We start from the raw sequence: 8,904 nt of genomic DNA, 5'->3' as shown, positions 1-8,904 counted from the left end.
CGGGCCGGCCGGAATGGGCTCACGCGCTCAGAACCGGGTTCATGCCCATGCCCGGCTGAACGCCCTTCGTTCATGCCCGGCTGAACGCCCTTGCGTTCATGCCCGGCTGAACGCAAGGGCGTTCATGCCGTCCAGAGTTGGCTTACGGCCTGGCGGACCGGGTTGAGACTGGCGAAACGGCGACCCGAATTTTCGGGCTTACATGGCGCCGCGTCGTCCCTTATAAAACCGGCCGGGCTTGCGGCGGGCTCGATCCGCCGCGGCATGGTATCAGCGCACGGCCAAACGATGAGGCGCACAGTTACGCTCCGAACAACCCTGCATGCGCTGATTGCCGCTCCGCTGTTGATGACGGCATGGCCGGTGATTGCCCCCGCTATGGCTGAAGAGATGGCCCAAGAGGCGCCGGACCTCGTCATCTCCGTCGTCACCGGCCTGGCGCCGGACGACCTTCTCAAGGTCCGCACCACCGCATCGCCGGTCGCCAAGGTCGAAGTGCGGCTGAGCAGCGGCGACATGGTCACCAATCTCGGCTGCAACGACATCAACGGCTACAAATGGTGCAAGATCGAGAGCACGGGCAAGGAGAAGCTGAGCGGTTGGGCGCCGGCGCGCTATCTCATCCCCCTTAATCCGGCCCCCTATGTCGAAGGCGAGACAAGACCGGCCGATGCGCCTGTGGTTGCCTCCACCGGCAGCGCCAATGAGGCCGGGCAGGCCTTGGCGCCGGATCAATCGCAGGCCACCGGCTCAGCCAACAGCGCGCCGGTCGCACCGCCCGACCTGACGGCGCGGCTTGGCGGCGCCGGCCCGGCAGCCGAAAGCACGCCAAGATCAGCCGCCGAAATCGGCCGCGCCGCGATGCAGGATGCGTACCTGCTGGCGCTGGCGGCGCCCGATGTCCCGCCGGATCCCGCTCCGACGCCGGCTTCTGGCCCCGAGATTCCCTGCGCCCGCTATGTCGGCCAGCCAATGGAGCGCTGCAAGGTCAGCGTGGTGCACACCGCCGACAAGGCGAACATCACTGTGACCTGGCCCGACGGCGGCACGCGCATCATCTCCTTCCGTGCCGGCCAGCCGGCCGGTTCCGACGCGCCCGGCGACTTCCGCTTCACTCGGGAGGGCGGCCTCAACATGATCCGCATCGGCGAGGCCGAGCGGTTCGAGATCACGGATCAGCTGGCGCTGGGGAATTAGAATTTAGGGGAGTAAGGGAGTAGGGGAACAAGGGAGTATGTTTGGAATTCCCTCGAACCCACCCTATTCCCCTACCTCGCATTTTCGGGGTTACATCAGTCAAAACTCTTCCCTATAAGGCCCTCCTAGCCTGATACCAGAATCGCGAGCACAACCGGCCGGGTCTTCCCGTCCCGGTTTTTTGTGCAAGCCGCCCGCCGAACGGACCTTTGACATGCCAAGACGCACTGACATCAAGTCGATCCTGATCATCGGGGCCGGCCCCATCGTCATCGGCCAGGCCTGCGAGTTCGACTATTCCGGCACGCAGGCCTGCAAGGCGCTGAAGGAGGAAGGCTTCCGCGTCATCCTGGTCAATTCCAATCCGGCCACCATCATGACCGACCCGGAACTGGCCGACGCCACCTATATCGAGCCGATCACGCCCGAAGTCGTGGCCAAGATCATCGCCAAGGAGCGGCCCGACGCGCTGCTGCCGACCATGGGCGGCCAGACCGCGCTCAACACCGCTCTGTCGCTGCGCCGCATGGGCGTGCTCGAGCGCTACAATGTCGAGATGATCGGCGCCGACGCCACGGCCATCGACAAGGCCGAGGACCGCGCGCTGTTTCGCGAGGCGATGAAGAAGATCGGACTGGAAACGCCGAAATCGATGCTGGCCAACGCCACCGACGTCAAGAACACCGACCGCAAGATGCATGAGGCCGAGCGCGCCGCCGTCAAGGCCGAGGCGCCTGCCGATCTCGATGCCGCGCTCGACGCGCTGGAAACCCGCTGGAACCTCGGCGAAGGCGACCGCAAGCAGCGCTACATCAGCCATGGCATGGCGATCGCCGCCCAGGCGCTCGACCATGTCGGCCTGCCGGCCATCATCCGCCCGTCCTTCACCATGGGCGGCACCGGCGGCGGCATCGCCTACAACCGCGCCGAATTCTACGAGATCGTCCAGTCCGGCCTCGACGCCTCGCCGACCACCGAAGTGCTGATCGAGGAGAGCGTGCTCGGCTGGAAGGAGTATGAGATGGAGGTCGTCCGCGACAAGGCGGACAATTGCATCATCGTCTGCTCGATCGAGAACATCGACCCGATGGGCGTGCATACCGGCGATTCGATCACCGTCGCCCCGGCGCTGACGCTGACCGACAAAGAATACCAGATGATGCGCAACGCCTCGATCGCGGTGCTGCGCGAGATCGGCGTCGAGACCGGCGGCTCCAACGTGCAGTTTGCCGTCAACCCGGCCGACGGCCGCCTGGTGGTGATCGAGATGAACCCGCGCGTCTCGCGCTCTTCCGCGCTGGCCTCGAAAGCGACCGGTTTCCCGATTGCCAAGATCGCGGCAAAACTCGCCGTCGGCTACACGCTGGACGAGCTGGAGAACGACATCACCGGCGGCGCCACGCCGGCGTCCTTCGAGCCCTCGATCGACTACGTCGTCACAAAGATCCCGCGCTTTGCGTTTGAAAAATTCCCCGGCGCCGAGCCGGTGCTGACCACCGCGATGAAGTCGGTCGGCGAAGTCATGGCCATCGGCCGCACCTTCCAGGAATCGCTGCAGAAGGCGCTGCGTGGTCTCGAAACCGGCCTCACCGGCCTCGACGAGATCGAGATCCCCGGTCTCGGTTATGGTGCGGCCAACCATGCCGACGACCGCAACGCCATCCGTGCCGCACTTGGCACGCCGACGCCCGACCGGCTGCGCATGGTGGCGCAGGCGATCCGCATGGGCACCTCGCTGGAAGACGTGCACGCCATGTGCAAGATCGACCCGTGGTTCCTCGAACAGATCGCCGGCATCGTCGCCATGGAAGCCCGCATCCGCGAGCACGGCATCCCCGAGGATGCCGTCAATCTGCGCATGTTGAAGGCAATGGGTTTCTCCGATGCCCGCCTCGCGTCGCTGACGAAGACCGACGCCGAAGTGATTCAGAAAGCTCGCGAAAAGCTCGACGTTCATCCTGTTTACAAGCGCATCGACACATGTGCCGCCGAGTTCGCCTCACCCACCGCCTACATGTACTCGACCTATGAAGTGCCGTTCGCAGGCAGCCTCGCCAACGAGGCGCAGGTGTCGTCGCGGAAAAAGGTCGTCATCCTCGGTGGCGGGCCGAACCGCATCGGCCAGGGCATCGAATTCGACTATTGCTGCTGCCATGCCGCCTTCGCGCTGCGCGACGCCGGCTACGAAGCGATCATGATCAACTGCAACCCGGAGACCGTGTCGACCGACTACGACACCTCGGACCGGCTCTATTTCGAGCCGCTGACGGCCGAAGACGTGCTGGAGATCCTGCGCGCCGAACAGGCCTCGGGCGAGCTGGTCGGCGTCATCGTCCAGTTCGGCGGCCAGACGCCGCTGAAGCTGGCGGATGCGCTGGAAAAAGCCGGCATCCCGATCCTCGGCACCTCGCCCGACATGATCGATCTGGCCGAAGACCGCGACCGCTTCCAGAAGCTGCTGCACAAGCTCGGCCTTAGCCAGCCGAAGAACGGCATCGCCTATTCGGTCGAGCAGGCCCGCCTCGTTGCCGGCGAGCTCGGTTTCCCGCTGGTGGTGCGCCCGTCCTATGTGCTCGGCGGCCGCGCCATGCAGATCATCCATGACGAGGGCATGCTGCAATCCTACCTGCTCGACACCGTGCCCGGCCTGGTGCCGGAGGACATCAAGCAGAAATACCCCAACGACAAGACCGGCCAGATCAACACGCTGCTGGGCAAGAACCCGCTGCTGTTCGACACCTATCTCTCGGGCGCCATCGAGGTCGACGTCGACTGCCTCTGCGACGGCAAGGCAACCTTCGTCTCCGGCATTCTCGAACACATCGAGGAGGCCGGCATCCATTCGGGCGACAGCGCCTGCTCGCTCCCGGTGCACTCGCTGCCTTCGGAGCTGGTCGACGAACTGGAGCGCCAGACAGCAAGCCTTGCCCGCGCGCTCAATGTCGGCGGGTTGATGAACGTGCAGTACGCGATCAAGGACGGCACGGTCTATGTGCTGGAGGTTAATCCACGCGCGTCCCGCACCGTGCCCTTCGTCGCCAAGACCATCGGCCGGCCGATCGCCAAGATCGCCGCCCGCATCATGGCCGGCGAGACGCTGGAAGACGCCTTCGCCCATTACGGCGCCATGCCCGACCCCAGGAATCCCGGCCACATCGCGGTCAAGGAAGCGGTGTTCCCCTTCGCCCGCTTCCCCGGCGTCGACATCCTGCTCGGGCCGGAAATGCGCTCGACCGGCGAGGTCATGGGCCTCGACCGCGATTTCGCGCTGGCCTTCGCCAAGAGCCAGCTGGGCGCCGGCGTCGACCTGCCGCGCTCCGGCACGCTGTTCGTCTCGGTGCGCGACGAGGACAAGAAAGGCATCCTGCCAGCGGTCAAGCGCCTTGCCGGCTTCGGCTTCAAGGTGCTGGCCACCTCCGGTACCGCCCGCTTCCTCGCCGAAAACGGCGTCGACGCCCAGAAAATAAACAAGGTACTGGAAGGCCGCCCCCACATCGAAGACGCCATCCGCAACCGCCAGGTCCAGATCGTCTTCAACACGACGGACGGCCAGAAGGCGGTGTCGGACTCGAAGTCGCTGCGCCGAGCAACGCTGATGCAGAAAGTGCCGTATTACACGACGCTGTCGGGCGCGGCGGCGGTGGCGGAGGCGATCGCGGCGCTGAAGGCGGGGAGTTTGGAGGTCAGGCCGCTTCAGGAGTATTTTGCTTAAGGTGATTGGCTGATCTCCCTCTTTGTGGGGGAGATGACCGGCAGGCCAGAGGGGGGCGCTGTCGCACCGGCGTTACCGACCGCGTGCCATTCCGCTGTTAATAGACCCCCTCGGTTTTCGGCTCTTGTGGATTTTCTAACTCAATACCCAACTCTTCCACCACCTTTTCGAGCGTGGAGAAAATGCCAGATTCCTCATTCCAGATATAAGATGGGCCCTTGTCTTCAAGCCGTGGCTTTGGGCTATCCTCATACCATTCTGAAAGTTGCCCGCCGCCACCTCGTCGAGACGTTTTCTCGAATATGTCTCTGTATCTTCTCGGAGAAATTCCGACGAAATGCTCGAAGATAACTCTCTTTTCCTGATTGTCGTCCAATGAGACCGAATCCTCATGCAATGACAACGCCTTACTCTTCGGATAAGGCTCTATAAATACGACCCTTCGGATTCCCGATGCAATGATATGTTTAGCGCAGTTGTGACACGGAAATGTAGTCACGAATATTGTGGCGCCGGCGGTAGCTCTGCCTAAACGAGCAGCATCGCATAGTGCCGTCATTTCAGCGTGTGTCATTCTGCCAAATTCTGTAATGTCCGAAATTGCAGCATCCTTAATTCGCTTGCGGACCTTCTCATCCGAGTAAATCGTTGCGGCGGATGCTCCATCCTTCAAAACCTGAGCGCCTTCGAGCGTACGAAGAAAATCAAAAATTATGCGATTTTTCTCGGTACGGTTAGCATCAATCCCATCATCAAAATCTCGATGGGGATCTTCATCCTCAGTCCAATAGGTCCCGCCACCAAATTTTGGAACTTCATTGCAGCCAAGCGATATAACCTCGCCTCTTGTTGAAAATATCGCCGCCCCAATTTGGCGAGAAAGGTCGATAGATCGAAGTGAGGCTGAGGTCGCCATGTAGGCACCGTACTCATCTTTTGTCGGGCTTATTGAGTTTTTCCCAAAGAACGCAGCTACAAAACGGTCCGTCGTTCGCGAAATGCTATCCTCATTGCGACCACTGATAAAAGCGTCTCCCATGTGGAACACTTCTTCAATACGCTGACCGTGGATATCTGAGCGCTCGCTCATGTCGGTCTCTACAAGGCTTTCGGCATATTCGGTGCATTGCTTTGGTGTCAAGTTCGCATTGTTAAGTGCAATGTCACGTTCGAGGTTCTTCTTTCGATCTTTTTCACTTAGATGAACCGATATTTGAATAAATTTTCGGCCATATACTTTTCTAAGCAATAGAATTTCTTCAGCTCTTTTCAATTGTCGAAGTATATATGCTACGCGCTCGACGGGGCGCATTCCCGCGTCCGGGGAAGGATCCGTTTTCTTCCAATGGGCTTCACGGCAATTTCGAATTTCATCAATCGCCAACGCGGCAAGAGCCGCATCGTTCTCACATTTCTTTCGAACCGCGTTTGCATATCGGATTTTTGATTCATACTTCGCGACTGGATTCGACCCGTCGTCAATTTCGATGCCTTCAATCGCAATTCGAGACATCAAATCGGTCAGTCGAATTGACTGTGGATTGTAACCAACTGAGACGAGCGCTTCGCGCAATTTTTGTTCTACGATGCGCATGTTGACGCCGATTGGACCCACCAACCCGAATATGAGTTCGGGCCAATCTGTAGACTCGTTTAATGCGTTGTCATTCAATGTCATGAGTTCCCCCCGGAACCGGACATTTAACTTGTCCGTTTAAGCGAAAAGATTCATTAATAGGAATCACGGAGGAATCAACTGATGGCTCAAAATCTGCGAGGGGAATCTGTGACAAACACAAATGTTAAGCAGCACTCCAGTCAGCTACACAGAAATTTGAGTCAGGTAGCTAAATCCCTAAGCGCACGCCCACAAGAACTGCGTGGACCGTTTAGCGTACGGTCGCACTCGGCATCTCTGAAGGCGTCTTCGGGAAACGATAAGAAATAATGAGATTAATGCGGCTTGGTAGGACGTCTGCATCTAAGATCACCCCACCGCCACACACTCAATCTCAATATCAAACTCCATCGGCCATGACGCCACCGGCACGAAACTCCGCGCCGGCGGGTTGACGCTGAAATACCGGGCATACACCCTGTTTATCGCGTTGTAGAAGCCGGAATTGACGGCGTAGATGCGCACCATCACCACGTTGTCCAGCGAGGTGCCGGCCGATTCCAGGCAATGTTTCAGCGCCTTCAGCGACGCTTCGGTCTGTATTTCGATGTCGCCGCGCACCATCTCGCCGGTCACCATGTCCACCGGCGGCGTCGCCGAGATGAACACGAAGCCGTTGGCCCTCACCGCCGTCGAGCACGGCAGCCCGAGCGCCCGCACCTTGTCCGACATGACGGGCACTTCGATGATTTCTTTCTTCATGGGTGTCCTCCCTGGGTTGGCAAGGTTAGCGCCAAGCCCCCTCACCCAGCCTCCGCTTCGCTCGGCTGACCTCTCCCCGAGGGGAGAGGAGATTGCCGGCGCAGGCGCCAGTCTCTTCTCCCCGCCGGGGAGAAGGTGGCCGCGAAGCGGCCGGATGAGGGGGTCTTTGCGATAGCCACAGATTTCAGGGAGCTTATCCCGACGCCGGCGAAACGCCAGCGCCGGCGGCCGCTCTAATCAGAGAAAACCGATGAACCGTCCGGCGAAAAGCACGGAAGTCCACAGCAGCATCGAAAGCACGGCCAGGGCGGTCCCACCCGCCGGCGCGTCGCCGCCTGTTGCGCGGCGCAAGCGCGTGAAGGCGAGGAAGTTGACGCCGGCGAGAAGGATGAGTGCCATCTTGGCGAGGAAGATCGGCATTGCCGCATAGGTGCTGGCCTTGACCGAGAACAGCAGCGAGCCTGTGACAAGCGCACCCGCGAACGCACTTAATGCAATGCGGCGCAGCAGCGCAACGAACGCCGCCTGCGGCAGCGAGCGGAAGGCGCTGCAGATCCTGAGGTCCATGAGAACGACGCTGGTCAGCAGTGCGCCGATCGACATGATGTGGAGCGCATTGACCACGGGGTAAGCGATGAAGGAGGCCTTCAGCCACCGCGCCAGGGCAAGGTGCTCGATGCCGGCGAAAAACTCCGTCATCTAGGCCGGCGGCACGCGGTCGGGATAGACATCATAGGTCTTGCCGTTGACGATGAGGCGCACCGCTTTCATGCGCCTTTCGGTCGCTTCGAGCGAGCGGTTGCCGATCGCGGTCACCTCATCGCCGACTTTGGCCACCTCCTCGGTGAAGCCGGCGGCGATGGTGCGGGATGGCGGCGCCATCTCCACCCGCCAGGCCTCTCCCTCGGCATCGACATCCAGCGTGGCGTGCGGATTGCCGATATAGATGGCCGTGATCTTGCCCTTGAGTTCGAAAAACCCGTCCTGCGTCCACGACCAGCCATGATGGGCATAGGCCGCGGTGCCGGCGGCAAGCATCATGGCCGCTGTCAGCGCGACGCTGCGAATTGCCTTGAACTGCATCGCTCGTCTCCTCGGTTCATCCCGCAGGCATTCGAGAGTAGGACACGGCGCGGCAACGTCAAATCACATCGGACGAAGACCGAGCCGCCAAGCGCCCGCTCAATCGCCGGCATGACGCCTTGTTAATGACATCCGTGCGCGCCACTCTCTTCCTCCTGACCGCTCTTCCTCCAGGGCTGAAGATCGGACTCACATCAAAGCGAGGCAAAGCATGAGCAGCATGAGAGACCGTCAGGAAGGCTTCGAAAAGAAGTTCGCGATGGACGAGGAAACGAAGTTCAGGGCCATGGCGCGCCGCAACAAGCTGCTCGGCCTGTGGGCCGCCGAACAGCTCGGTAAATCCGGTGCGGATGCCGACGCCTATGCCACGGAAGTGGTGCACGCGGACTTCGAAGAGGCAGGCGACAACGATGTGTTCCGCAAGGTCCGCGCCGATTTCGACGCGGCAGGCATCGCCCAGTCCGATGCCCAGATACGCACCGCTATGGAAGAGCTGCTGGTGATCGCGGTCGAGCAGATCAGGTCGACCTGA

General features: G+C 60.9%; 7 protein-coding genes. 3 read left to right on the top strand and 4 right to left on the bottom strand.

The genetic code is table 11. The features are described from left to right. Positions 1-288: 288 nt before the first annotated feature. Together LB558_RS29970 and carB are read left to right on the top strand one after the other, a co-directional pair. Positions 289-1,197 carry an SH3 domain-containing protein gene (locus LB558_RS29970; RefSeq protein WP_224700797.1) on the top strand — a complete coding sequence of 303 codons (909 nt, stop codon included), beginning with the start codon at positions 289-291 and terminating at the stop codon, positions 1,195-1,197. A 214-nt stretch (positions 1,198-1,411) separates the two neighbouring features. Then, complete coding sequence (gene carB / locus LB558_RS29965) at positions 1,412-4,909, top strand: carbamoyl-phosphate synthase large subunit (RefSeq protein ID WP_224700796.1); 3,498 nt, start codon at positions 1,412-1,414, stop codon at positions 4,907-4,909. Between the two features lie 97 nt (positions 4,910-5,006). On the opposite strand, the gene LB558_RS29960 is transcribed toward carB, so the two are convergent. From LB558_RS29960 to LB558_RS29945, 4 genes are all read right to left on the bottom strand, one after another. Further along, a complete protein-coding gene (locus LB558_RS29960; protein WP_224700795.1) occupies positions 5,007-6,587 on the bottom strand; it encodes an anti-phage dCTP deaminase in 1,581 nt (526 codons plus the stop codon). Positions 6,588-6,896: 309 nt separating this feature from the next. Next, a complete protein-coding gene (locus tag LB558_RS29955) occupies positions 6,897-7,289 on the bottom strand; it encodes a RidA family protein (protein ID WP_224700794.1) in 393 nt (130 codons plus the stop codon). 237 nt (positions 7,290-7,526) lie between these two features. Continuing rightward, a complete protein-coding gene (locus LB558_RS29950; RefSeq protein ID WP_224700793.1) occupies positions 7,527-7,988 on the bottom strand; it encodes a DUF6644 family protein in 462 nt (153 codons plus the stop codon). Continuing rightward, the gene (locus LB558_RS29945; protein WP_224700792.1) at positions 7,989-8,372 is read right to left on the bottom strand and encodes a DUF6152 family protein; all 384 of its coding nucleotides are present in this window, start codon (positions 8,370-8,372) and stop codon (positions 7,989-7,991) included. 211 nt (positions 8,373-8,583) lie between these two features. Between LB558_RS29945 and LB558_RS29940 the strand changes: the two genes are divergently transcribed. After that, on the top strand, positions 8,584-8,904 hold the full coding sequence (locus LB558_RS29940; RefSeq protein WP_224700791.1) for a DUF1476 domain-containing protein: 321 nt from the start codon (positions 8,584-8,586) through the stop codon (positions 8,902-8,904).

Source organism: Mesorhizobium sp. CO1-1-8, assembly GCF_020164875.1.
GTDB lineage: Bacteria > Pseudomonadota > Alphaproteobacteria > Rhizobiales > Rhizobiaceae > Mesorhizobium.
This window is presented reverse-complemented; position numbering and strand designations above follow the sequence as displayed.